A 21,952-nucleotide genomic window follows, 5' to 3' on the forward strand; every position below is an offset into this window, starting at 1 on the left:
CTCTCAGGCGACCCGCCGACGGCTCCGGCTGACTCCACCGCGCCCGTGGACGACCCACAAGACCGCTCCCACCTGCGCAAATACACACTTCCACATTATGTGTGATGTGTGGTACACCATTGCGGCGGGTGGAGAGGTGCCCTTCGTCCGGCAGCCGGGTGTCCGGCGCACGCCCCGGCGGCACCCTTCGTCGGCCACCCCCAAGCCAGCCCCAAGACCAGCCCGCAGCCAGCCCGAAACCCAGGAGGACACCTCATGCGAGCAGTCAGAGCGCTGCGACCTCGCTCGGCCCGGACCCGGGCGAGCGTGGCCGCAGCAGTGGGAGCGTTACTCCTCGCCACCGCCGCCTGTGGCAGCGGTAGCGGTGGCGGTGGCGGCGGCGGGACGGCGCCGTCGAGCAGCGGCGGTCCCGGCGGGTCGCCCATCAAGATCGGTAATGTCGGCGTCTACAGCGGGTTCGCGTCGGACATCGCCATCGCCGGCTCCAAGGGTCTGCAGGCGTGGGCGGACGGGATCAACGCCGCCGGCGGCATAGCCGGCCATCCTGTCGAGATCATCGTCAAGGACGATGGCGGGAAGCCCGCCAAGGCCCTGCAGAACGTCAAGGAGCTCGTCGAGAAGGACCACGTCGTGGCGCTCGTCGGCAATCACGAGTCGGGCGTGGACGCGGCGTGGGCCAGCTACGCCTCCCAGCACGACGTCCCGGTCCTCGGCGGGACGGCCACCGGGGTGGCGTACACCAAGGACCCGAACTTCTTCCCGGTCACCGGCACCAACGATACCGGGTACGGCGGGTACGCCAACGCCGCGGTCCTGTTCCACAAGACGGTGGTGAGCGTCGCCTACTGTGCCGAGGTGCCCGCGTGCGCCCAGGCCGCGTCGCTGCTCGACACCCACGCCCGCCGGCTCGGCATCCGGTCGGTGCCGGGCCAGGCCATCTCGGCGTCGGCGACCAGCTACGCCGCCCAGTGCCAGAAGCTCAAGGACTCGGGCGCCGAGGCCGTCTTCGCCGCCAGCGACCTGGCCACCGCCAAGCGCCTCGTCGAGCAGTGCGCCCAGCAGGACTACCGGCCGATCTGGATCGACAACCCGCAGAACTGGCGTGACAGCGAACTGTCCGCCCCGGTGTGGGAGGGCCTCGTCTTCGCCGCACCCGAGCCGCTGTGGTTCGGGGACGGACCCGGCACCGCCGAGTTCCTGGCCGCGATGACGAAGTACCAGCCGGGCGTGCTGCTCAACACCAGCACGACCTCCGGCTGGTACGCCGGGAAGGTCCTGGAGAAGACCCTCGCCGGCGCCAGCGGCGCCATCACCTCGCAGACGATCTACGACGGTCTGTACAAGCTCGGCCCCAGATTCGACCTTGACGGCGTCCTCGCGCCCGTGACCTACGCGAAGGGCAAGCCCGCCGTCCAGGAGGCCTGCACCTGGTACGCCCAGGTGAAGTCCGGGAAGCTGACCACCCCCTTCGGCGCGGGCCGGGTCTGCGGCAAGAACGCCTGATCCGTCCGGCGCCCCGCACCCGCACCACGGCCTGCCGCGGTGCCGTGCCCCGTCCGGCGCGCCTCCATCTCTGCGCCCCGCATCCCCGCGCTCCTGCGCCCCGATCCCCGGGCCCCATCCCCGGGCCCCATCCCCGGGTCACTGCGCCCCTATCCCCGCAGTTCTCATGAGGAGGACCTCCGTGTCCGGAACCACGAAGATCGGCATGCTCTGCGACTGGCCGCTCGCCCCGGAGGCCGAGCAGCTCCTGCACGACGTGCTCGACCTCACCTTCGACGAGGCGCTGCAGGACGGCCTCATCGACCGGCNGATCGAAGTGATCTACAAGCTCGTCCACGGCCTGCCCACCGGCGACGCGCACACCGTGATCCAGGCGGGCCGCGAGCTCGTCGACGCGGGCGTGGTGGCCATCGACGGCCCGTGGATCTCCGACAACGCCATCCCGTTCCGGGAGTGGAACGACCGGGAGGGCCACGTCCCATCCGTGGCCATGTGTGGCACGGACCTCTGGTACGGCGAGTGGTGCTTCAACATCAACAACGGGTCGCTGGCCGAAGACCCCTACGTGATGTCGAACTACCTGGCCGTCAAGGGGATCAAGACCGTCGCCGTCGTCTACGACAAGACGGCGATCGGCGACGAGTACCGCGGCTTCTTCCGCGACGCCTGCGAGTTCGACGGCGTCGAGGTGCTGCTGGAGCACGGGGTCGACCCGCTGGAGACGGAGATGGGCCCGGCGGTCGAGCGGCTGCGGTCGGCCGGCGCGGACGCGCTGGCCTACCTCGGCGTCGGGGTGGCCTCCGTCCACATCAACCGCGCTCTCGCCGCGGCGCAGTGGGACCCGTTCCGCGTGATGTGCACGGCGTTCATGTCGGCCCCGGTCCTGCCCCAGGGCATGGCCTCGCTCAAGGGCTGGGTGGGCTGCGACCAGTACGACGAGACGAACACGGTGGCCCAGGACTTCCTCGACCGGTTCGAGCGCCGCTACGACTACCGGCCCGAGAACTGGTTCGCGATCATCAACTACGACATCGCCCAGATGATCGCGCACGGCATCTCCAAGGCCCGCCCGCTGTCGCCGGCCGGCGTGAAGGCCGGCCTGGAGCGCGTCAAGATGCTGCCCGCCGCGACCGGGGGCGCCCGGGGCCTGCTCAGCTTCGCGCCGTACGTCCACCGCGCCTGGCTGTCGCCGGACTTCCTCGTGATGCGTGAGGTGCGGCCGGACCTCGACGAGAAGGTCGGACTGCGCGACCGCACCGGAACCGTGATGCGTCACCGGTTCCAGCCGCGCAGCCGCACCGACCGCCGCCCGGCGGCGACCGGTGACTCGGCGGCGAACGCAAACCCGGCGGCGGCCGGCAATCCGGCGGCGGCCGGCTGAGACCGCGCCGACCTCCCGGGACGCGCCGCGCCGACCGCGCGACGCGGCTGCGACGCGGCTGCAGCGCGTAGACGGCGCGTCCCGGGATCTCCGGCGGATCGTCACGACCACATCAGCAGGAGGGGACCCACGTGCTGCCGTTCCTCATCGCCGGGCTGACCACGGGATCGGTGTACGGGCTGGCCGGTGTCGGGCTCGTGCTCACCTACAAGACGTCCGGCATCTTCAACTTCGCCCACGGAGCCGTGGCCACCGTCTCCGCGTACCTGTTCTACAGCCTGCACGTCCAGGCGGGACTGCCGTGGATACCCGCGGCGGCGATCTGCATCCTCGGCGCCGGCCCGGTTCTGGGCGTGGCGTTCGAGCAGGGCGCCCGGCGGATGGCCGCGACCGCGCTGTCGACCCGGGTGGCCGGCACGGTCGGCGTCCTGCTCGTCGTGCAGGCCGGCGCCGTGTTGATCTACGGGGACACCCGGCCGCGGAAGGTGCCGGTGTTCCTGCCCGACGCCGGGTTCCACGTCGGCAGCACGACCGTGACCGCCGACCGCATCATCGTCTTCGCGGTGGGGATCCTCGCCACCGCGGCGCTCTACGCCTACTTCTCGCTGGCCCGCACCGGCGTGGCGATGCGCGCCGTGGTCGACGACCCGGCGCTGCTCGACACCACCGGGACGAACCCGGTGGCCGTGCGCCGGTGGGCCTGGATGATCGGCATCGGGTTCGCGGCGACGTCGGGTGTGCTCATCGCCCAGTACGTCAACCTCGACGCGACCGCGCTGACCTTCCTCGTCGTCGCGGCCTTCNGCGCCGCGGCGCTGGGCTGGTTCACCAGCCTGCCCGCGACGTACGCCGGCGGGCTCGCCATCGGGATCGTCGCCTCGCTGGCCACGAAGTACTTCGACAGCGGCCTGCTGGCCGGGCTGTCCAACGCCCTGCCGTTCCTCGTCCTGTTCGCCGTCCTGCTCACCGCCCCTCGCCGGCGCCTCACCGAACGGCTGCGCGCGGTGCCGCGTTCGGGCGTCGCCTGGACGACGCCGTGGCGCCTGCAGTCCGCGGGCGGCGTCGCCGTCCTGGCGCTGCTCTGCTTCGTGCCGAGCTTCGCCGGCATCCACCTGGTGGCGTTCAGCGAGTTCCTCGCCTACGCGATCCTGTTCCTCTCCCTCGGCCTGCTCGTGCGGACGTCCGGACAGGTGTCGCTGTGCCACGTCACGTTCATGGCCATCGGGGTCTGCACGTTCTCGCAGCTGCACGTGGAGAAGGGCTGGCCATGGGCGGCCGCGCTGGTGGTCGCGGGCCTCGTCGCGGTGCCGATCGGCGCCCTGCTGGCGATTCCGGCGATCCGCCTGTCCGGGCTCTACCTGGCGCTGTCGACGTTCGGGTTCGGGATCCTCGTCCAGTACATGTTCTACTCCCAGGGCTACATGTTCGGCAGCCTGGGAATCGGCGTCACCGTGCCCACCCCGCGCTGGTCCGCCGTCGGCCTCGACGGCTCCGACCGCGGCTACTACTACCTCGTGTTGATCCTCGCCGCCGCGGCGGCCCTCGCCATGGTGGCCCTGAACCGCAGCCGGCTGGGCCGGCTGCTGCGCGCCCTGGCCGACAGCCCGATCGGCCTCGCGACGAGCGGGACCGCCGTGAACACGACCCGGGTGCTGGTGTTCTGCCTGTCGGCCTTCCTGGCCGCCGTCGCCGGGGTCCTCGACGCCGCGGCGGTCGGGCAGGTCAACGGCGACTCCTACCTCCCCATCACCTCGCTGGTCTACTTCGTGCTGGTCGTCATCAGCGTCGGGGGNGCGCCCTGGTACGCGATCGCCGGCGCCGCCGGGCTCACCCTCGTGCCGTCCTACGTCGACAACGCCGACACCTCCAACTGGCTGCAGGTGGCGTTCGGCGTCTTCGCGATCCTGTACGCGGTCACCGCGGCCCGGGCCCGCGAGCCGCACCCGGCTGTGCGCCGCGCGCTCGACCGGCTCGGCGGTCGCGGCGGTCGCGGCGTGCTCGGCGGTCGCGGCGTGCTCGGCGTGCTCGGCGGTGCCCGCGCGCGGGACGCCGCCGCGGCGTCCAGGCCGGAACCGTCCCGCCCGATCGCCCCGGTGCCGCCGGCCGAACTGGAGATCCGCGACGTGCGGGTGGCCTTCGGCGGCCTGGTGGCCGTCGACGGCGTGACGCTGCGGGCCGCCACGGGGCGCGNCACCGGACTCATCGGCCCGAACGGCGCCGGCAAGACGACGACGTTCAACGTGTGCTCTGGGCTGCTGCGGCCCCAGCGTGGCCAGGTCCTCCTCGACGGCCGGTCGGTCATCCGGCGCTCGGCCTCGACCCGCGCCCGGCTGGGCCTGGGTCGCACCTTCCAGCAGATGGAGCTGTTCGACAACCTCACGGTGTGGGACAACGTTGTCCTCGGGGCCGAGGGTCGGCGGGCCGGACCCAACGCGCTGCGCCATCTCGCCAGCGCCCCGCAGACCGCGCGCGACATCCACGCCGCGGCGGACTCCGCGGTGCGCACCTGCGGCCTGGGTGACCTGACCGGGCAGGTGGCCGGTTCCCTGTCGACCGGGCAACGCCGGCTGGTCGAGCTCGCGCGCTGCCTGGCCGGTCAGCCCCGGCTCCTCCTTCTCGACGAACCCTCCTCCGGCCTCGACCGCGCGGAAACCCGGCACTTCGGGNAGATCCTGCGACGCGTGGTCGACGAGCACGGAGTCGGCATCCTTCTCGTGGAGCACGACATGAGCCTGGTCACCGCGATCTGCGACCACGTGTACGTCCTGGACTTCGGGCGCCCGGTGTTCGACGGGACCCCGGCGGAGGTCATGGCGTCGCCCGTGGTGCGCGTCGCCTACCTCGGGGAGACCGACCCGCTGGCCTCCGACCCGCTGGCGTCCGCCGCAGACGCCGCCCGCCCGCACTCGGCCAGCCTGACCACGGGCGGCGAATGATGGCCGACACCGTCCTCGAACTGCGTGGCGTGGAAGCCGGCTACGGCCGGACGACCGTGCTGCGCGGGGTCGACCTGACCGTGCGCCCCGGCTCCGTCGTGGCCCTGCTCGGAGCCAACGGCGCGGGCAAGACGACGCTGCTGCGCACGGCGACCGGCCTGCTGCCCGCCGCGCGCGGACGCGTCCTCGTCGGCGGCCGGGACCGCACCGGCGCGCCCGCGCACCGGCGGGCCCGCGACGGGCTGTGCCACATCCCCGAGGGGCGGGGCATCTTCCGTAGCCTGACCGTGCGGGACAACCTGCGGATGCAGGTGCCGCCGTGGGCGACGGACTCCTCCGTCGAGGTCGCCCTGGCGGCGTTCCCGGTGCTGCGGGAACGGCTGGGCCAGACCGCCGGCACCCTTTCCGGCGGCCAGCAGCAGATGCTGGCCCTGGCCCGAGCCCATCTCGCCCGGCCCCGGATCGTGCTGCTCGACGAGGTGTCGATGGGCCTGGCGCCCGCCGTCGTCGACCAGATCTTCCACTCGCTCAAGGCCCTGGCCGTGTCGGGCGTCGCGCTGCTGCTCGTCGAGCAGTACGTGCAGCGCGCGCTCGACATCGCCGACCGGGTCGTGCTGCTCGACCGTGGCCAGGTGACCTTCGACGGCCCGACCGGCGACCTCGACCAGAACGCGCTGCTACGCGGCTATCTCGGGACCTGACGCCGCAACCGCGAGGCACCACAACCACAAGGTACTTACAGCTACGAGGTACTTACGGCTACGAGGTACTGCAGCCACTAGGCGGCGGGCAGGGCCCGGCCGCACCGGTTCTGGTCGACGATGGTGAACGCGGTTCCGGTGTCGTTGGCCTGGACGAAGGACCAGCAGGTGGTCGGTTTGCCGAGGCCGTTCCTGACGTCGATAGGCGGCTCGAGCAATCCGCCGGCGTCGTAACTGGTCACCGAGCGCAGGGCCTCGGTGAAGCCTTTCCGGGTCGGGCAGGGGCCGGCCATCTGCAGCCCCTTGAGGAACAGGTCGGTGTTGATGTAGGCGATCATGGCGATTTCCTGGGTGGGGTTCTGGACCTGCGGCGCGTAGTCGGTCATCGCGGCGGTGTAGCGGGCTATCGCGAGGCCACCGGCCTCGAACGGCCGGTAGAACACCGGGACGACAACCCCGGCCATCGCGGGACCGGCCTGGCGTAGTAGCTGGTTGTCGTAGCCGCTGACCGAAAGGATCACCTTCATGTTCTTGCCGGCGGCGCGCAGGGCGGTGAGCACCGGGGGAAGGGCGACACCGGCGTCGACGACGGCGAGCAGGGTGTCGGCGCCGGAGTCGATGATCTTCTGGGCGGCCGCGGTCGGGCTGTCCGCGCCCGGCGTGTAGGGGACCTGGGCCACGGTGGGGATGCCGACGGACTGCAGGCTCTCCACCAGCTTGGCGCCGGCGTTCCCGACCTCGCTGGACAGCGCGGTGCGCAGCAGCGCCGCCCTGGTCCCGCCGCGGGACTTCACGAACTGGCCGTAGGTGTCGACGGAGCCACCGGTGGTGTAGGCGAAGGAGAACATGGTGCGGTACTTCGGCCAGGCGTCGCCGACGGCCAGGCCGCTCACCGGAACATCCCNGTCGGCGAGGTACTGGGCGCTTGNGCCCGCGGCCAGGGAGTACTCCAGGAGGCCGAAGTCGTGCCTGCCCTCGATCAGGTTGCGGGCACCCAGCATGTTCGCCTGGGGGGTACCCGGGTCGTCCTGCCAGTCGTAGACGATCTTGCGCCCGTTGATGCCGCCGCCGGCGTTGGCCTGGCCGAGACGGGCGTCGACGCCGGCCCGCGCGACGGCCAGGGTGGCGGAGCTCGCCCCGGTGTCGGAGTACAGCAGGCCGAGCCGGATCTCCTGCGGGGTCACCCCCGGGGTGGGGCAGGAGGCGGCGGTGATGGCCGGCGTCCTCCCCGACGAGCAGGCGCTGGCCCCGGCGGTCAGCACCAGGACGATCGCGGCGATACCTAGCGTTAAGCCACGACGCATGTTGATCGCTCCGAAACAGGGACAGGAGCGGAGGCGCCGCGCGGGCCGCGGATCCTCGCTCGTCAAGGGAAGGGTGCGGGCATGCCGTACCTGCGGCAGCAGGGAAATCTGNCTGGTATGAGCTGAAGTGTCCCACCGACGACAGGACCCTACCGAAAAGGGGTGAGACAGCGGACGCGCTCCCGTCGACGGGCGCGGATTGCGCAGACGGTCGCCCCGGACACGTATAGCACCACATCGGCACATCGGGGGTGGGGCCCTGCCGCGCGCGACCGATCGTCGCGTACCGTTTTCACCTCCAGCGTGATCGCCGACCCGGGGATGGCCCCTTAGGAGCTCATGTCTCTTCCGACGTTCACCCGACCGCCGAACTGGCGCTTCCGACCTCACGGGCACCTCCACCCGTGGACGCGCCCGTGAGCGACACGGCCNCCATCCAGTTGCCCCGGCCCAGAAGTATCGCGAAACACGCGGTGCCGCACCTGGTCGAGGCGACGGTCATTCCCGCGGCGCTTTTCCTGATCTTTCTGCATCTCGGTGGTCTCACCCTCGCCGCGCTGACCGCCNTGGCCTGGGGCTATATCGCCCTCGGCCGGCGCGTCGTGCGGCGGCAACGCATCCCCGCCCTGCTGATCCTCTCCTCGGTCGGGCTCACCGTCCGCACGGTGATTGTGATCATCAACGGCAATGCGTTCATCTACTTCCTGCAGCCGGTGATCGTCGCGNGGGTGATCGGCATGATCTTCCTGTTGTCGGCGTTGACGCCCCGGCCACTGGTCCACCGGTTGGCCGGCGATTTCTGCCCNCTGCCCGCGGGCGTCACCGAGCGGATCGGCGTGCGCCGGCTCTTCCTCGGCCTGACCCTCTTCTGGGCCGCCGTGAATCTCGGCAACGCCGCCTTCACCTTCTGGCTGCTGGTGTCGCAGTCCACCGCCGTGTTCGTGGCGATCCGAGGGGTTACCGGCACGGCCGTGACCGCGACCGCCGTGGCGATCACCGTCGCCTGGTCGTGGCGCGTCGCCCGGCTGGAGGGCCTGCGCGCCCCCCGCTCCCGCCTGGCCTGAGCCCTCCCGGCCGCCACCTCCGACCGGTGTCTGCGCGTCCCGCGCAGGCGAGGGAGGGGGTGGGGGCCGGGGCGCCGAGGAGAAATCCCTGGCCGTAGGGAATGTGCACGTCGAGAGCGGTCTGCAGTTCGGCGGGAGTTTCGACGCCCTCCGCGATGACGCAGCCGCCGAACTCCCTGCTGATCATGACGAGGGCCGCGGCGGTCGTCCGGCGGGCCGGGTCGGTGTCCATCCCGTGGGTGACCAGATAATCGAGCTTCACGATGTCCGGGTGCAGCTCGATGAGCTGCTCCAGCCCCGCGTAGCCGGTTCCGGTGTCATCGGCGGCGATCCGCACGCCGCGGGCNCGCAGCTCCCGCACGCCGCGCAGGACCTCGGTGTCATTGCAGAAGTACTCGTGTTCGGTGATCTCCACGACCAGACGTCGACAGGTCTCCTCGTCACGCAGGACGTCAAGCAGTCCGGAGGTGATGGTGGCCGGCGAGGCGTTGACCGTGAGGCAGACGGCGGCGGGTAGCTGGGGCAGCGCTCGCAGCGCCCGGCGGATCGCGGCCAGCTCCAGTTCGGCGCTGAGGCCGATGGTCATGGCGTCGAAGTACCAGCCCCGCGGGCCTCGGGGCGGCTCGCGGGGCTCGTGGGACTCGTGGGACTCGTGGGGGTACCGGGGCTCGTGGGGGAACCGGGACAGCGCCTCCACCGCGGCGATCCGACCCGTCGCCAGGTCCACGATGGGCTGGTAGACGATCTCCGGGCCGCCGGCGTCGATCATCTCGCTGATGCTGCACCAGACCCGGCAGCGGGCCTCCCAGATTCGGTGCAGGTCGATGACGGCGTCGCTGAGGTACTCGGCGGCCAGGCCCAGGAAGCGGCTGTCCCGCTCCCGCAGATGCGGCCGCGGGTCACGGCTGATGCAGCCGAGCACCCCGAACACCTCACCCTTCCTGTCGGTCACCACCGTCGCCGCGTAGCACCCGATGCCCATCCCCTGCACAATCNGCGTATCGACCAGGAAGTGATCGCGCCGGGTGNCCGGGATCACCTTCGGGAGCGTGCCGGCCAGCAGGCTCCGGTAGAACCGGGGATCGGGGCGGACCCGGGTTCCCGCTGCCAGCCCGAACCGCGCGCCGGCTCCGTTGAGCACCTGGATGATGAGATCATCCCCGTCCGCCCGGGCCAGGTAGGCGAGGTCCATCCCGAGGTGACGGCGCAGTATCCCGAGCAGCTCCATGACCGTCGTGTCCGGTTCGATCCCGTCCGAGGAGGGTCCGGACGCCGACTCCGCCCGTGCCATCGCCCCTCACCCCCAGCAGTCCACGCGATTGGTGCCTGCCCCCGCCCTGCCCCCCGTAACCGGTAGTACACCAACATGTACGTTCCGGCTGTAATCCTGGCTGCTTCCGGCAGAGCGAAGGTCCCCATCGTTCGGGGAACCTCCGTCGTTCGGGGGGTCTCCGTCGTTCGGGGGGTCTCCGTCGTTCGGGAGGTCCCCGTCGTCCGGTGGGCCGGAGCGAGGAGCGGACGAGATCCATCCCTCGCGTGACCTCGGCCGCCCTGGATGGGGCCGATGCACCTGAAACGCGCAGCCAGGGTCCGGTCCCGGTTCGGATCCGGACGTCGGCTGCAGCGTGTTTTGCCCGCCGCGGTTCGGGCAGCGTGGCCAGGTGGCCAACGAAGGGAGCGACCGATGAGCGGTCTCACGGACAAGCTCGGTGACCTCGAGGACAAGCACGACAAGCAGGTCGATCAGGCCGTGGGCAAGGCCGGCGAGGAAGCCGACAAGCGCACCGACGGGAAGTACTCCGAGNAGGTGGACAAGGGGGTGCAGGAAGTGCAGGAGCGCGACTGACGCGGCACCGTCGGCGTCGCCCTCCCGGCCATGTCCTCGCCCGCGAGCAACTACTTTCCGCGGACTGAGGACATGGCTGGTTTCCGCGCGGCCGGTCAGACGGGTGGAGCCGCACCCGCACCGTTCGTGGTCGACGCTTCGCTCGGCGCGTAACGGGCCTGGAGCTGGGCCAGGGTCGCCTCGATGCCGGCCGCGTTGGCCTTCGTCGCGCGGATGAGGTCGTAGTAGCGGATCGTGGCCTTGATCCGGCCCATTCTGCTGTAGTCGAAGGTCTCGCTGACGCGGGTGCATCCGGTCGATTCCGGACTGAACTGCCAGCGCCACCGGTGGCCGACCGGGTGCCGCCACTCGATGAGGCGGTCCTCCTCGAACGCCGTGACCCTGCTGGTGATCCGGTAGGGCAGACCGTAGGCCTTCATGTTCACCGAGAAGGTCGCGCCTTCAGTCAGCCGCGGCGGGCCGGAAACGGTGGCGCGTACTGTGCCGGAGCCGTCGAGCTCGCGGTGCCGGCGCGGGTCGGCCACGATGGCAAACAGTTCGCTCACTGGNGCGTTCACCAGGACCGACCGGCTGATCTGGTGCGGTCCGGTGTCGATGACGGTCACGGTCATGATTGTCGTCCTCGTCGCTCGTGGCGCATGAGCGCAGCGTCGGTCCTCGCCCGGGGGAGAGTCAAACCACGATCGACGGTGGACCCTCCAGCGCCGGCACCAATGTCCCATCCATCGCCGCCGCCCCGGGAATGGCGGGGCCTGGGGCGTGTGCAGGACGCGGACGGGGGNAGTTCGCCGGTCGCGCCGCGCAGCGGGGCGGCGCCGTTGAGTATGACGGGATCTCCCGAGAAGAGGTAGGCATGCGCGGGTCCGAACGGGTACTCGATCGGCTCGAACGGGAGCAGGCGCTCGATCCGGTCGCCGGGCGCGCCCACGCGTTCTGGTCGAAGGCGCTGCGGTCGCAACGGCTACGCGATCTGCTCAGCGGCCGGGCGCTCGGACATCCGCTGCATCCCGCGGCCGTGATCGTGCCGGCGGGGACGCTGCTGAGCGCGACCCTGCTCGACGTCACCGGCGGGCCCGGCCTGCGCCCGGCCGCGCGGCGGCTCATCGGGCTCGGGCTGCTGTCGGCCGGTCCCGCCGCGGTGGCCGGGTGGTCGGACTGGCTCGACACCGACGGCGCCGAACGCCGCGTCGGGCTCGTGCACGCGGCCTGCAACATCGTCGGCATCGGGTGCTACACGGCGTCCTGGTGGCAGCGGCATCGTGGCAGCAGCGGGGTGGCTGGCAGCGGGGTGGCTGGCAGCGGGGTGGCTGGCAGCGGGGTGGCTGCGAACGGGACGGCCGCGAACGGACTGGTCGCGAGCCTCGCCGGGGCGACCGCCCTCGGCGTCGGCGGGTGGCTGGGCGGCCACCTCGCCTACGCGCTCGGGGTGGGGGTGGACACCACCGCGTTCCAGCGGGGCCCGGCCGACTGGACGGACGTGCTGGCGGCCGGCGAGGTCACCACGGCGCTTCGGCAGGCCGAGGTCGACGGCGTGCCCGTGCTGCTGACCAGGGTCGACGGCCGGATTATCGCGATCAACGATCGTTGCACCCACCGGGGCGCCCCCCTGAGCGACGGCACACGCGACGGCGACTGCGTGCAGTGCCCCTGGCACGGCAGCCGGTTCGCACTGACCTCCGGCGACGTCGTCCAGGGTCCGGCGACCCGTCCGCAGCCGGTGTACGAGGTCCGCGAGCGCGCCGGGCGGGTCGAACTGCGCCGCTNGGAGGTCCGGGCCCTGCGCGCCAACCCCGTCGGTCCCTCGCCCGCTCGGGTGTCGATCGGCTGATTCGCCGCCTCCGGCACCTGACGGCGTCCTTCGCTAGGTTTCCTCCATGGCCTTCTCCCTCATCGTCGTCGGCGCGACCGGAAACGTCGGGCGTGGCATCGTCGCCGCAGCTCGCAAGCGGGACTGGGAGGTGACGGCCGTCGACCGCGACACCGTCGGCTTCGACGCGCTGCCCGACGAGTTCGCGGGCGTCAAGACCGTCGTGGGCAGCGTCGCCGACGCCGAGCGGGCGGCCGAGCTGGCGGGGCGCCTCGACCTGGCCTCGGCCGACGCCGTCGTCGTCGCCGTGAACATCCCGTGGACGCCCACGCCGGTCCTGGCGACGACCTGGGCGCAGGCCGACGACCACCTCGGCCCCTACCTGCGGCTGCACCTGAGCGCGGCGACCACCTTCCTGCCGGCCCTGTCTGCCGGCGCGGTCTACCTGGGCATGGGCGGCGGCATGGCGGACATCCCGGCCCGCGGGATGGGCGTGGTGTCGATGGCCCAGGCGGCGCAGCGGATGCTGTACCGGCACCTGGAGCGGGAGGCCCGCGCCAGCGAGGTGCTGGTGCGCGAGGTCATGATCCGCGCCATGGTCCACGGCTTCGGCCAGCCCGGCGAGCCGGGCCCGGGCATGCTCGGCTCCGACGTCATCGGCGAACGGGTCTGCGACGTCCTGATCGACGCCAGGGAGCAGGAGGTCGTCGTCGTCCTCGAGGTGTGAGCCCCTCGGCGATGACGTGGAGGTCGCGCTCGGAACCCGGGGACATGCGGCGGAGGTTACGGCGTCAGGGCGGCGGCGACGGTGTCGGCGAACTCGGTGGCGTAGGGCGAGAGCGCCTGCCAGCTCCGGGCCGCCCAGCCCACTGCGAGTGGGGTGAGATCGGGAATCGGTATCAGCCTGGTATGGCTGTCCGGGAGCAGCGTCGGTCTGGGCAGCGCCGGGAGGATGGCGGGGGCGGTGCCGAGTTCGGCGAGGAGCAGGGCGGTGTCCCAGTCGGCGATTCCCGCCGGCGCCGAGGGCCTGATGCCCAGTCGGACCAGGCTTTCCTCGAGTCGCAGTCGTGATGTCGAGTTCTCGGGCTGAACAATGTAACTGATGTGGCCCAGATCCTCCGGCCGGATCACGGCGCGCTCGGCGAGCGGGTCGTCGGGGCGCACGACGAGCACCCACGGAAGATCGACCACGGGCCGCTGCTCGATGCCGGGCAGCGGCTGACCCAGCGTGATCCAGGCCAGGTCGACCTGGCCCGCCTGCAGGATCTGTACACAGTGCTGGGTCGAGTTCGCGGCGTGGAATTCCAGCGTCACCTTCGGATAGCGCTGACGGAATGCGACGACGGCCTCGGCCATGAAGTGCCGCACGGTGACGCCACCGGTGGTGATGCGGACGGCACCGCCGACGCCTCGGCGAAGGTCGTCCAGATGCTGCAGCGCATCGTCCAGCGAGGCGGTGGCGCTCCGGGCGGCCAGGTACAGCAGCCGACCGGCGGGCGTCGCAACCACTCCGCGCGGCTGCCGCTCGAGAAGCGTCAGGCCCGTCGCCCGTTCGAGCCGCTTCACGTGCTGACTCACGGCGGACTGGGATCGGGAGCTGGCCCGGGCGACGCTGGCCAGACTGCCGGCCTCGCAGACGGCGACGAACACCCGGAGATCCTCGAGGGTCACTCGACCCAAGGTATCACTTGGGTCGAGTGAACCGATCCCATGGATTGACTTGGGTCTGACGCCCGGTTCACGATGGCGGCGCACGGAATCGAAGCGTGGCGGCAACCCGTCCGCGGCCTCGAATGCGGCGTGTCCACGGACCCGGGTCCCGGTCACGGATGNCCGAGTGCTGCCGGACGGGTGCCGACCCCGATTGTTCGGCGGCGGATTACCAGGACCGGGGAGAGATCCGACAATGCCCTTCCTCATNGGGATCGCCGGGCCGGTCGCCGTCGGAAAGAGCACCATCGCGCGTGTGCTGGGCGAGTTGCTGTCCCGCCGACCGGCGGCCCCGAGCACGGGCAGCGTCACGACCGACGGATTTCTCTATCCGAACCGGATCCTGGAGCGGCGCGGAATCCTGGATCGCAAGGGTTTTCCGGAGTCGTACGACCAGGAGGCGATGCTGCGGTTCCTCACGGCGGCGAGGGCGGGCCGGCAGGTGCGAGTTCCGGTGTACTCGCATGAGCACTACGACGTGGTGCCGGGCCGGTCGGTGACGGTGGGTCGGGAGGACATCCTGATCGTCGAAGGTCTCAACGTGCTGCAGTCATGTCGCCGCCCGGACGACCGCGGCCCGGCAGTGGACCTCAACGACCTCTTTGACCTCACCCTGTATGTGGACGCCGAGTTCGACGATCTGCGCCGATGGTATGTGGCTCGCCTGCGGACACTCCTGCGGACGGCGCGCGGGAATCCTCCCGCGCATCTTCGTCGGTACGCCTGCCTTTCCGCGGCCGAGATCGCCGAGGAGGCGACGAGGCGCTATCGGGAGATCAACGAGGTCAACCTGGTCGAGAACATCCAGCCCACCCGGGAGCGGGCCGACGTCATCGTGCGAAAGGGTTCCGATCACGCGGTGCGGGAGGTGCTCGTACGCGGGAGCGGGGACGCCACGACCAGCGCGGCGGCCAGCGCGCTGCCCGCCGTGGTGACCGCCCGCACGGCGAGGGCCGCCGCGGGCACCCAGGTGTCGAGCTGCCGGGCCTCGGTGAGGTAGCTACACAGAACGGCAGCACCAGGCCGCCGCCGAGCGCGCTCACGGCATTGGTGGCCAGCAGTGTCCGGGCCGGATACGGCAGCGCGCGCAGCCGCCTGATCGTCGTCATCGAGGATCTTCCCTCTGTTCGTGGTAACGGCTCGGCTCGCCGATCCGGCGGCTCATGACACGGCTTGCTCTCGGCGCGTTCCGGCTCCGGGCGGCGTGTGGGCCGCCGACCCGCCGACCCGCCGACCCGCCGACCCGCCGACCCGCCGAGCAGCCGAGCAGCTGACGCAGTTCGCCGCGCGGCCGATCTTCCGCCCCTTGGCGACGGCAGCAGCGGGACCGACGTCTCGGGAACCGGCCACAGGGCCGCCGTGCGGACAGAGACCGGACGGTCCACATCAGTACGACGAGTAATCATGGGATCGTTGGCTGCGGTGATTGNGCTGACGGTGCTGGCTGGGTGGCTCGTGACCTTGGGCGGAGCGGACTCCATCGCGCCGGCAGTGGTATCCGGAAGGTTGGCCGAAGAAGCAGAAAAAGTCGCCGCCGATCGGCCTGATCTTGCCTGATTGATGGGAGGGGCGTCGTCCGGCTGTGGAACACCGCTACCCGAAGCGGAAGTGCCGCGCCTCTGGCCAGTTTCACCGCCCCTACCAAAGATCCCGGCCGCCTGGCGTTCAGTCCGGACGGAAGGATCCTGGCCGCCGGTGGCTCGGATGGCGTCTTCCGGTTGTGGGATGCCACCGCCCGAGGTGAGGTCGCCCAGCCTCTTACCACTTTCACCGGACCCGCGTGGGATCTCCTCGATCTGAAGTGCGGTCGTCGACGGCGTGTTGNTCATCACCGCCCGTACCCGGGGCGGTGATGCTAGAGACGTGTCGCAGTCCGGATGAGGTCGGCGACGGCTCTGGACCGGCTGTGCGGTGGCCAGGCGATCACGGTGGTGACTGTCGGCGCGTCCAGCACGGGCACGGCGGCGAGGTCCCCGTGCAGTTGGGCTCGGCACGACTCCGGTGAGAGCGTGCAGGCGCGGCCGAGCGCGATCAGCTGCAGCAACTGCGCGTGGTCGCGGACCTGCGGGCCGGGGCCGGGCGGGTAGGCGCCGTCGGGGTCGGGCCAGCGTGGCAGGGGCAGGCCGGGCAGCGCGGTGATGTCGGCCATGTGCACGTGGGCCCGGACGGTGAGNGGATGCCCGGCCGGCAGGACCACAACCTGGCTCTCCGTGCTGAGCTCTGCGGTGTGGAACCCGGCCGTCGAGTCGAACGGCCGGTGCAGTAGCGCCACGTCGGCCCGGCCCTCGCGCAGGAGTCGTTCCTGCTCGGCCGGGCCGCACAGGGTGACGTCGACGGGGACCGCGCCGGGTTCGGCGGCGTAGGCGTCGAGCAGTTTCGCCAGCAGTTCGCTGGACGCGCCGGCTTTCGCGGCCAGGACCAGGCCGGGACGGCCGGTCGCGGCGAGGGCGGCGCGGCGGGTCCGGCGGTCGGCGGCGTCGACCGCGTCGAGGGCCGCCCGGCCCTCGGCCAGCAGGACCGAGCCTGCCTCGGTCAGCGTGACGGTGCGGCTGGTCCGGTCCAGGAGTGCTGCCCCGAGCCGGCGTTCGAGCTGCTGGATCGCCCGTGACAAAGGCGGCTGTGCGATCCCGAGCCGCTGCGCGGCGCGCCCGAAGTGCAGCTCTTCAGCGACAGCGACGAAGTATCGCAGTTCCCGGGTCTCCACGCAGCCACACTATCCGGGATCGATACCTGGGCGGTATCGTCGGTCACCTGATCGGTGTTGGACCCCTCGCCAGGGTCCGGGTCAGCATTGACCCTATGAGTGAACCGACGATTGCGCTGGTCACCGGCGCGAACAAGGGAATCGGCTACGAGATCGCCGCGGGCCTGGGTGCCCTCGGCTGGAGCGTCGGCGTCGGCGCCCGCGACGATCAGCGCCGGGAGTCCGCGGTGGAGAAGCTGCGCGCGGCCGGCGTTGACGCGTTCGGCGTGCCGCTGGACGTGACGGACGACGCGAGCGCGACCGCCGCCGCACGGCTGATCGAGGAGCAGGCCGGGCGCCTCGACGTGCTCGTCAACAACGCCGGCATCACTGGTGGTATGCCGCAGGAGCCCACCCAGGTCGATCCGGCCACCATCCGGACGGTCGTGGAGACCAACGTGATCGGCGTCATTCGCGTCACCAACGCGATGATGCCGCTGCTGCGCCGCTCTGCCTCGCCGCGGATCGTGAACATGTCCAGCAGTGTCGGCTCCCTTACCCGGCAGTCAGGAACCGCTGGCGAGCAGACGACGGGTCCGGTGGCCGTGGCGTACGCGCCGTCGAAGACGTTCCTGAACGCCGTCACCCTCCAGTACGCCCGGGAGCTGAGCGGTACGAACATCCTGATCAACGCCGGCTGCCCCGGCTTCGTCGCGACCGACCTCAACGGCTTCCGCGGCGTGCGCACCCCCGAACAGGGCGCGGCGATCGCCATCAAACTCGCGACCCTGCCCGACGACGGCCCGACCGGCAAGTTCTTCGAGGACGCTGGCGTAGTGCCCTGGTGATGTGCACGGCGGTCATCACCCACCTGACGGTTCAAGGCTGGGAATGGCACGCTGACCCTTATCACCTCGCTCCCGGCCCCAAGTCCCTGCTCACGCTGTTCGACGCAGGGCACATGCTCGGCGGGATCTCCGGAGATGACGCCGCCGAGACCACGGACGAGAACCCCGAGCGGGTGACNGCAATCCAGCAGCTGACCTAGGCCTACCTGCGCACCGAGCTCTATCCCGCAGATTCTGCCTGGCAGGCGGCGTGTGACGCGCTGACCGCCGGAGACAACTCGCTCGGCCGGGTCGAATCCACACTGTCAGGAGACTGTTGTGCACATTGCGATCATCGGCAAGGGGAAAGTGGGCTCTGCTCTGGGAGCACGGCTCGCGTCCGCCGGCCACGAGGTGGCCTACGGCTCACGTACCCCCGAGGACCACACCGGGTCGGTCAGTCAGACGGATGCCGTCCAGGGCGCCGAGCTGGTCATCATCGCCATCCCTGGGACTGCTGTCCTTTCTACGTTGGAGGGGATCGGGGAGGATGTCCTCGCCGATCGGATCGTGCTGGACGTGTCGGCCGCCTTCACGCCGGACATGGCGCTGGCCTACCCCAACGACAGCGTCGCCCGGCGGGTGCAGGCGCGCTTCCCCCGGGCCCGGGTCGTCAAGTCCCTGAACACCATGAACGTCTCGATCATGGTGGACCCGCTGGCCTCGCTCTCGCAGGCAACGGTGTTCGTCAGCGGTGAGAACCAGGACGCCAAGGCGGCCGTCAAGGGGTTGCTGGCCGACCTGGGCTGGACCACGGAGAGCATCCTCGACCTCGGGGGCATGGCCAGTGCGACAGCCACCGAGCACGCCGCGCCGTTGTTCTTCGCGACCTACCAGGCCCTGCAGACGATGNGGTTCGCCATCGCCATCACGCGCTGACAGCAGAGGTCAGGGACCGACACGAAAGGACTGATGCCGCATGCCGCGAACACCCCGGCCCAGCTTCGGGATCATGACCGCCCCCATGCGGATCGGCTACCACGACATCCTGCGGGTCTGGCGCGAGGCGGACGAGATCGCCGAGATCGAGCACGCGTGGCTGTTCGACCACCTCATGCCGATCGGCGGCGACCCGGACGGGTCGTCCTACGAAGGCTGGACCCTGCTGGCGGCCCTTGCCGCCCAGACCCGGCGACTGCGCCTGGGCCTGCTCGTCACCAGCAACCGCATCCGCCCACCCGCGATGCTGGCCAAGATCGCCACGACTGTCGACACCGTCTCCGGTGGACGTCTCGACTTCGGCATCGGCGCCGGCTCACGACCGGACCAGCCCTTGGCTCGGCGGGAGTACGAGGCGCACGGCCTGCCCTTCCATGACGCCGCTCACGCCGTGGGCAGCCTCGCCGAGGCGTGCACGGTTATCCGGCGGTTGTGGACCGAGCCCGAACCCTTCGACTTCCACGGCACCTACCACCGTCTCACCGATGCGTTCGGCAATCCGAAGCCTGTCCAGCGGCCCCACCCGCCGATCCTCATCGGCGGCCGTTCGGCCGCTGTGCTGCGCATCGCTGCCGAGCACGCTGACCTGTGGAACATCCCGGGCGGCGACATCGACGACGTCGTCAGCCGCAGCGCGCTGCTGGACCGCTACTGCGCCGAGAACGGGCGCGACCCTGCCGCCATCACCCGCTCGATCCACCTGCCGGTCTCCTACGACCAGCCCGGCACGACCCGGGACGCAGTCGGCAAGGCGATCGACGCCGGCTTCCGGCACATCGTTCTCGGCCTGCCGGCGCCCTACCCCGCCGGTGCCGCCCAGTGGGTCGCCGACGAACCAGCACGAGGGCTCCGCCAAGGGGACGCGACGGCATCGGGCGCGGCAACTGCTTCGTGATCGTCGGTATCGTGGTGGCGGTGCCGTTCATGGCCCGCCGGGTCTGCCTGCCGGTCCTGTTCCGCCTGCACATCCCCAAGACCAGCATCTCCAAGCCCGAGCAGGCCCGCGCCATGGTCGACCTCCTCGCCCAGACGCTGCCCGCATGGCCTGGTGGACCGGACGGTCTGGGTGCCAGGCGAAGGGCCCGGTTCCGCGCCACCGGAGGATCCCACGACGCCGGAGGAACGGCGGCGCGGCGCGGTCTGACGGGGTCACGGCACCCGGAGCGAGCACGGTAGCGCGTCAAATCCCAGGTCAGGGTGCATGCCGCCGACCGGGCTGCGGTCCGTGTGCCCGCGACCGAAACGCCGGCCCGACGCGGAGCCGCGTGCGACCCCGTCCACCGCGGGAGCCCGGGTCGTCAATGGGCCAGACCCATGACTGCTTGTGGGTGATTTGACCGCTAAGGTGATGTGTACGGAGGGTCTGACGAGCGTCAGACGGGGAGAGGGCGGTCGCGGTGGCTACGGCTGAGGACGAGGTGTCGAGCGCGTCAGGGGCTTTCTCCCCGGCACCAAGATTCATCTCGGCTGATCTGAAGATGGACATCCCGCATTCGGCGCGAGTCTATGACTACTTCCTCGGCGGGAAGGACAACTTTCCGGCCGACCGGGCCGCCGCCGAACAGATCATCAGTGTCTTCCCGGACGTCCAGAACACCACGCAGCAGAACCGGGCCTTCATGCTGAGGGCGACCCGCTACCTCGCCGGCGAGGCGGGCGTCCGGCAGTTCCTCGACATCGGGACCGGCATTCCCACCAGCCCGAACCTGCACGAGGTCGCCCAGGGGCTCGCGCCGGACTCCCGGGTCGTCTACGTCGACAACGACCCGATCGTGCTCGTGCATGCCCGGGCGCTGCTGACGAGCAGCCCGGAGGGTCGTACCGCGTATGTGGACGCCGACTTCCACGACCCCGCGCGCATCCTGGCCTCCGCCGAGGTGCGTGACACCTTCGACCTGGACCAGCCGGTGGTCCTGTCCCTGATCGGCATGCTCCACTTCATTCCGGACGAGGGTGATCCGTACGGCCTGGTCCGTACGCTGACCGATGCCCTGCCGTCGGGCAGCTTCCTGTCGCTCACCCACGGCACCGCGGACTTCGCTCCGGAGGAGGCGGAATCGGCGGCGGAGATCTACCGGCAGCAGGGCATTCCGACGCGCCTGCGGTCCCGCGACGAGGTGCTCCGTTTCTTCGAGGGCTTCGACTTCGTCGACCCCGGTCTGGTCAACGTCCTGCGCTGGCGGGCCGACGGCACGACGGATGGCCTGGCCGACGCCCAGGTCGGCACGTACGGCGGAGTTGCCCGCAAGCCGTAGTCCCTGCGACGGAGGTCCATGCGATGACCGCATCGTCAGGCACCCACGAGCCCGCCCGCCGTTTCGACGGCCGCGTCGCCTTCATCACCGGCGGCGCGGCCGGCTTCGGCCTTGCGTTCGCCCGGGAGCTCGCCGAACGAGGGGCCTCGGTCGTGCTCGCCGACATCGACGCCGCCGCCGCGGAGCGTTCCGCCGCCGCCCTCGCCGCGGCCGGGCACACGGTGTTGCCCGTGCGCTGCGACGTTGCCGCCGAGGACACGGTCGACGCGGCGGTGGCCCGCGCCGTCGAGCACTTCGGCGGGATCGACATTCTGGTCAACAATGCGGGTCGGCATCTCACCCGGTACAACCTGCCGTTCCAGACGCTGGCCCGCGACGACGTGCGCGAGCTGTTCGACGTGAACGTCATGGGCGTCGTGAACTGCTCGCTCGCCGCCCGGCCGTCGATGGCGGCCAGGGGCGGCGGGTCGATCATCAACATCTCGTCGATGGCGTCGCATATCGGAACGTCGCCGTACGCGGTGTCGAAGCTGGCCGTCCGTGGCCTGACGGTCGCGTTCGCCACCGAGTTCGCGCCGGACAACATTCGGGTGAACGCGATCTCACCCGGGCTCATGGACACCGAGAGCGCGATGGCCGACCTGCCCGCGGAGCTCGTCCGGGACATCATCGACCAGCGCCAGCTCATCCACCGTCAGGGCCGCGTCGCCGACATCGTCGCGGCGCTGATCTACCTCTGTTCGGCCGAGGGTGGCTTCGTCACCGGCGAGACGCTCAAGGTGACCGGCGGCTTCCCGCTCTACTCCTGACCCGCCGTCGCGCCCCGCCCGGTCGGCTCGCCTTCAGGAGACCGGGTCAGCCCCCCATCTGCGGGAATAGGGGCGCTAGTAGACCGTCGCCACTAATGTTTGGGGTATAGGTGGCGGAGTTTGGTGC

General features: G+C 70.9%; 19 protein-coding genes and 16 pseudogenes. 25 read left to right on the top strand and 10 right to left on the bottom strand.

Annotated features, from left to right (window positions below):
* Nucleotides 1–255: 255 nt before the first annotated feature.
* From FF86_RS26325 to FF86_RS26340, 8 genes and pseudogenes are all read left to right on the top strand, one after another.
* Nucleotides 256–1,503 (top strand): ABC transporter substrate-binding protein, encoded by a 1,248-nt coding sequence (locus FF86_RS26325; RefSeq protein WP_082122169.1) that lies wholly within the window; start codon nucleotides 256–258, stop codon nucleotides 1,501–1,503.
* 316 nt (nucleotides 1,504–1,819) lie between these two features.
* A complete protein-coding gene (locus FF86_RS26330) occupies nucleotides 1,820–2,884 on the top strand; it encodes an ABC transporter substrate-binding protein (RefSeq protein ID WP_255355930.1) in 1,065 nt (354 codons plus the stop codon).
* 131 nt (nucleotides 2,885–3,015) lie between these two features.
* A partial coding sequence (locus tag FF86_RS58115) for a branched-chain amino acid ABC transporter permease (RefSeq protein ID WP_242419654.1) occupies nucleotides 3,016–3,687 on the top strand: 672 nt, incomplete at its 3' end.
* Nucleotide 3,688: 1 nt separating this feature from the next.
* A pseudogene (locus FF86_RS58120) lies at nucleotides 3,689–4,676 on the top strand (branched-chain amino acid ABC transporter permease/ATP-binding protein); the annotation flags it as partial.
* Between the two features lies 1 nt (nucleotide 4,677).
* A pseudogene (locus FF86_RS58125) lies at nucleotides 4,678–5,074 on the top strand (branched-chain amino acid ABC transporter permease/ATP-binding protein); the annotation flags it as partial.
* A gap of 1 nt (nucleotide 5,075) precedes the next feature.
* A pseudogene (locus tag FF86_RS58130) lies at nucleotides 5,076–5,550 on the top strand (ATP-binding cassette domain-containing protein); the annotation flags it as partial.
* A gap of 60 nt (nucleotides 5,551–5,610) precedes the next feature.
* Nucleotides 5,611–5,820 carry a hypothetical protein gene (locus tag FF86_RS63185; RefSeq protein ID WP_255355931.1) on the top strand — a complete coding sequence of 70 codons (210 nt, stop codon included), beginning with the start codon at nucleotides 5,611–5,613 and terminating at the stop codon, nucleotides 5,818–5,820.
* A complete protein-coding gene (locus FF86_RS26340; RefSeq protein ID WP_044887337.1) occupies nucleotides 5,820–6,521 on the top strand; it encodes an ABC transporter ATP-binding protein in 702 nt (233 codons plus the stop codon). Before FF86_RS63185 ends, FF86_RS26340 begins: the two co-directional genes overlap by 1 nt.
* A 77-nt stretch (nucleotides 6,522–6,598) precedes the next feature.
* Here the strand turns inward: FF86_RS26340 and FF86_RS26345 are convergent.
* Together FF86_RS26345 and FF86_RS58145 are read right to left on the bottom strand one after the other, a co-directional pair.
* Nucleotides 6,599–7,425 (bottom strand): ABC transporter substrate-binding protein (locus FF86_RS26345; RefSeq protein ID WP_242419655.1); only part of this gene is annotated, 827 nt, incomplete at its 5' end.
* A gap of 25 nt (nucleotides 7,426–7,450) precedes the next feature.
* A pseudogene (locus FF86_RS58145) lies at nucleotides 7,451–7,825 on the bottom strand (ABC transporter substrate-binding protein); the annotation flags it as partial.
* 473 nt (nucleotides 7,826–8,298) lie between these two features.
* On the opposite strand from FF86_RS58145, the pseudogene FF86_RS63810 reads away from it, so the two are divergent.
* From FF86_RS63810 to FF86_RS63825, 4 genes and pseudogenes are all read left to right on the top strand, one after another.
* Nucleotides 8,299–8,391, top strand: a pseudogene (locus tag FF86_RS63810) (hypothetical protein); the annotation flags it as partial.
* 1 nt (nucleotide 8,392) lies between these two features.
* Nucleotides 8,393–8,550 (top strand): annotated as a pseudogene (locus FF86_RS63815) (hypothetical protein); the annotation flags it as partial.
* Nucleotide 8,551: 1 nt separating this feature from the next.
* Nucleotides 8,552–8,630 (top strand): annotated as a pseudogene (locus tag FF86_RS63820) (hypothetical protein); the annotation flags it as partial.
* 1 nt (nucleotide 8,631) lies between these two features.
* Nucleotides 8,632–8,889: a hypothetical protein gene (locus FF86_RS63825; RefSeq protein ID WP_304438185.1), complete on the top strand. Its 258-nt coding sequence runs from the start codon at nucleotides 8,632–8,634 to the stop codon at nucleotides 8,887–8,889.
* On the opposite strand, the gene FF86_RS58150 is transcribed toward FF86_RS63825, so the two are convergent.
* From FF86_RS58150 to FF86_RS68465, 3 genes and pseudogenes are all read right to left on the bottom strand, one after another.
* Nucleotides 8,819–9,235, bottom strand: a 417-nt coding sequence (locus FF86_RS58150) for an EAL domain-containing protein (protein ID WP_242419656.1), incomplete at its 5' end; no start/stop codon positions are given. The genes FF86_RS63825 and FF86_RS58150 overlap by 71 nt on opposite strands.
* A 1-nt stretch (nucleotide 9,236) precedes the next feature.
* Nucleotides 9,237–9,884, bottom strand: a pseudogene (locus FF86_RS58155) (EAL domain-containing protein); the annotation flags it as partial.
* A gap of 34 nt (nucleotides 9,885–9,918) precedes the next feature.
* A pseudogene (locus FF86_RS68465) lies at nucleotides 9,919–10,180 on the bottom strand (diguanylate phosphodiesterase); the annotation flags it as partial.
* A 393-nt stretch (nucleotides 10,181–10,573) separates the two neighbouring features.
* Between FF86_RS68465 and FF86_RS32585 the strand changes: the two are divergent.
* Nucleotides 10,574–10,693, top strand: a 120-nt coding sequence (locus FF86_RS32585; protein ID WP_242419666.1) for an Rv0909 family putative TA system antitoxin, incomplete at its 3' end; no start/stop codon positions are given.
* A 137-nt stretch (nucleotides 10,694–10,830) separates the two neighbouring features.
* Here the strand turns inward: FF86_RS32585 and FF86_RS26360 are convergent.
* Both FF86_RS26360 and FF86_RS68470 read right to left on the bottom strand, forming a co-directional pair.
* Nucleotides 10,831–11,283: SRPBCC family protein (locus tag FF86_RS26360; RefSeq protein ID WP_242419657.1), on the bottom strand; the 453-nt coding region annotated here is incomplete at its 5' end.
* A 1-nt stretch (nucleotide 11,284) separates the two neighbouring features.
* Nucleotides 11,285–11,346: pseudogene (locus FF86_RS68470) on the bottom strand (dimethyladenosine transferase); the annotation flags it as partial.
* 242 nt (nucleotides 11,347–11,588) lie between these two features.
* On the opposite strand from FF86_RS68470, the gene FF86_RS26365 reads away from it, so the two are divergent.
* Together FF86_RS26365 and FF86_RS26370 are read left to right on the top strand one after the other, a co-directional pair.
* A partial coding sequence (locus tag FF86_RS26365; protein ID WP_242419658.1) for a Rieske 2Fe-2S domain-containing protein occupies nucleotides 11,589–12,498 on the top strand: 910 nt, incomplete at its 3' end.
* A gap of 111 nt (nucleotides 12,499–12,609) precedes the next feature.
* Nucleotides 12,610–13,269, top strand: coding sequence for an NAD(P)H-binding protein (locus tag FF86_RS26370; RefSeq protein WP_044887332.1), 660 nt, complete (start codon nucleotides 12,610–12,612; stop codon nucleotides 13,267–13,269).
* A 56-nt stretch (nucleotides 13,270–13,325) separates the two neighbouring features.
* Here FF86_RS26370 and FF86_RS26375 read toward each other — a convergent pair whose 3' ends face one another.
* Nucleotides 13,326–14,213, bottom strand: a complete 888-nt coding sequence (locus FF86_RS26375) for a LysR family transcriptional regulator (RefSeq protein ID WP_044887331.1) — start codon at nucleotides 14,211–14,213, stop codon at nucleotides 13,326–13,328.
* A gap of 250 nt (nucleotides 14,214–14,463) precedes the next feature.
* On the opposite strand from FF86_RS26375, the pseudogene coaA reads away from it, so the two are divergent.
* Together coaA and FF86_RS68480 are read left to right on the top strand one after the other, a co-directional pair.
* Nucleotides 14,464–15,252, top strand: a pseudogene (coaA, locus tag FF86_RS68475) (type I pantothenate kinase); the annotation flags it as partial.
* Between the two features lie 619 nt (nucleotides 15,253–15,871).
* Nucleotides 15,872–16,076 (top strand): annotated as a pseudogene (locus FF86_RS68480) (hypothetical protein); the annotation flags it as partial.
* Nucleotides 16,077–16,107: 31 nt separating this feature from the next.
* Here the strand turns inward: FF86_RS68480 and FF86_RS58165 are convergent.
* Both FF86_RS58165 and FF86_RS58170 read right to left on the bottom strand, forming a co-directional pair.
* Nucleotides 16,108–16,425 (bottom strand): annotated as a pseudogene (locus FF86_RS58165) (LysR family transcriptional regulator); the annotation flags it as partial.
* Nucleotide 16,426: 1 nt separating this feature from the next.
* Nucleotides 16,427–16,956 (bottom strand): annotated as a pseudogene (locus FF86_RS58170) (LysR family transcriptional regulator); the annotation flags it as partial.
* A 95-nt stretch (nucleotides 16,957–17,051) separates the two neighbouring features.
* Between FF86_RS58170 and FF86_RS26390 the strand changes: the two are divergent.
* The 8 genes and pseudogenes from FF86_RS26390 (at nucleotide 17,052) to FF86_RS26420 (ending at nucleotide 21,825) form a co-directional block, all read left to right on the top strand.
* Nucleotides 17,052–17,783 carry an SDR family NAD(P)-dependent oxidoreductase gene (locus FF86_RS26390; protein WP_044887329.1) on the top strand — a complete coding sequence of 244 codons (732 nt, stop codon included), beginning with the start codon at nucleotides 17,052–17,054 and terminating at the stop codon, nucleotides 17,781–17,783.
* Between the two features lie 20 nt (nucleotides 17,784–17,803).
* A pseudogene (locus FF86_RS68485) lies at nucleotides 17,804–17,961 on the top strand (chlorophyllase); the annotation flags it as partial.
* A 1-nt stretch (nucleotide 17,962) separates the two neighbouring features.
* Nucleotides 17,963–18,082: pseudogene (locus tag FF86_RS68490) on the top strand (chlorophyllase); the annotation flags it as partial.
* 19 nt (nucleotides 18,083–18,101) lie between these two features.
* Nucleotides 18,102–18,674, top strand: a 573-nt coding sequence (locus FF86_RS26400) for an NAD(P)-binding domain-containing protein (protein WP_242419660.1), incomplete at its 3' end; no start/stop codon positions are given.
* A 67-nt stretch (nucleotides 18,675–18,741) separates the two neighbouring features.
* Nucleotides 18,742–19,656, top strand: coding sequence for an LLM class flavin-dependent oxidoreductase (locus FF86_RS26405; protein ID WP_044887326.1), 915 nt, complete (start codon nucleotides 18,742–18,744; stop codon nucleotides 19,654–19,656).
* Nucleotides 19,653–19,937 (top strand): hypothetical protein, encoded by a 285-nt coding sequence (locus FF86_RS26410; RefSeq protein WP_055870745.1) that lies wholly within the window; start codon nucleotides 19,653–19,655, stop codon nucleotides 19,935–19,937. Before FF86_RS26405 ends, FF86_RS26410 begins: the two co-directional genes overlap by 4 nt.
* 221 nt (nucleotides 19,938–20,158) lie before the next feature.
* The gene (locus tag FF86_RS26415) at nucleotides 20,159–21,016 is read left to right on the top strand and encodes an SAM-dependent methyltransferase (protein WP_044887324.1); all 858 of its coding nucleotides are present in this window, start codon (nucleotides 20,159–20,161) and stop codon (nucleotides 21,014–21,016) included.
* A 23-nt stretch (nucleotides 21,017–21,039) separates the two neighbouring features.
* On the top strand, nucleotides 21,040–21,825 hold the full coding sequence (locus FF86_RS26420; protein WP_044887323.1) for an SDR family NAD(P)-dependent oxidoreductase: 786 nt from the start codon (nucleotides 21,040–21,042) through the stop codon (nucleotides 21,823–21,825).
* Nucleotides 21,826–21,952: the final 127 nt, after the last annotated feature.

It is taken from the genome of Frankia sp. CpI1-P, assembly GCF_001421075.1.
Classification (GTDB): domain Bacteria; phylum Actinomycetota; class Actinomycetes; order Frankiales; family Frankiaceae; genus Frankia; species Frankia torreyi.